The following is a 1,129-nucleotide window of genomic DNA, read 5'->3' as shown; positions in this document are numbered from 1 at the left end:
CCAGGGAAGCAGTCCGCGGCGGCCCCATGGCCGGGACGGGAGAGTGCGCAGCCTGAAAATAGACACCGGTGACAACAACCTTGAAAACCACCGCTTGCCCCGGCCGATTGGGCCGCGAGGCAATGAAGGCGGAGTTCCGGACCGACCTGGGATTGAAAGATCGCCGGACACGGCGGCGGCCATCATGGGTCCGCCAGCGGCCGGAATCGGCTCAATGCGCTTTCCAAAGGCTGCCGGACCCACTAGTCATCGCCATCCATGCCAGCGAGGGACGAGCCATGGCGCTGAAATCCACCATCTACAAAGTCGAGCTTTCCGTTTCCGACATGGATCGCCACTACTACGAAACCCACAAGCTAACCGTAGCGAAACATCCTTCGGAGACCGAAGAGCGGCTGATGGTGCGCCTTCTCGCCTTCGCCCTGAATGCCGGCGAGGCCCTGGAAATGACCAAGGGGCTTTCGACCGATGACGAGCCTGACATCTGGCAGAAAAGCCTGAGCGGCGAGCTGGAACTGTGGGTTGCGCTGGGACTTCCGGGCGAAAAGGTCATCCGCCAATCCTGCGCGAAAGCCGACAAGGTGGTGATCTATTCCTACGGCGGCAGAGCGGCGGATCTGTGGTGGGACAAGGTGAGGAACGCCACCTCCCGATTCGGCAATCTCGCGATCGTTAATCTTCCGGAACAGGCGACCAGCGAACTGGCGGACCTGGCGAGCCGCTCGGTGAAGCTGCAGGTCAACATCCAGGACGGCGAAGTCATGGTCAGTGCCGATGACCGCATCGTCTACGTCACTCCGGTGATCTTGAAGGACGCAGCATAGCTGCCGGTTGAGCCGGGTGGCCGCCATTTGTTCGCCTAGCAGGGTGCTGAAAATAGTCTGGTGCGCAGAACGGTTTCCGGCGTGTCGGGCGCGGCCGCGCAATCTGTCCGCCATCTCTTTGCCGCGCGGCACAGATGGCGCGGTCGTTGCCGTCTTCATATGGCCAGCAGCCGCGGCAGCCTGGCGAGGTTTGCCGCCGCCAGCGCGGGGATGAAGCGCGACCGCACCCGCCCGATCCCGCGATGGACCGTCTGGACCGCCCCGCCGACGGTCCTGGACCGGCCGAAGAGCTCCCCGATGCGCTT

1 protein-coding gene and 1 pseudogene are annotated in these 1,129 nt (G+C 63.4%); one reads left to right on the top strand and one right to left on the bottom strand.

What is annotated here, in order from left to right:
• Positions 1-278: 278 nt before the first annotated feature.
• Positions 279-824 carry a YaeQ family protein gene (locus tag HCC78_RS32700; protein WP_172332839.1) on the top strand — a complete coding sequence of 182 codons (546 nt, stop codon included), beginning with the start codon at positions 279-281 and terminating at the stop codon, positions 822-824.
• 155 nt (positions 825-979) lie between these two features.
• Here HCC78_RS32700 and HCC78_RS34365 read toward each other — a convergent pair.
• Positions 980-1,129 (bottom strand): annotated as a pseudogene (locus HCC78_RS34365) (IS5/IS1182 family transposase); the annotation flags it as partial.

The organism is Mangrovicoccus sp. HB161399, from assembly GCF_013184745.1.
GTDB lineage: Bacteria > Pseudomonadota > Alphaproteobacteria > Rhodobacterales > Rhodobacteraceae > Mangrovicoccus.
This window is presented reverse-complemented; position numbering and strand designations above follow the sequence as displayed.

Excerpts from the sequence above, each read along its gene's own strand:
- HCC78_RS32700 (WP_172332839.1), top strand. The coding sequence starts at position 279 with ATGGCGCTGAAATCCACCATCTACAAAGTCGAGCTTTCCGTTTCCGAC.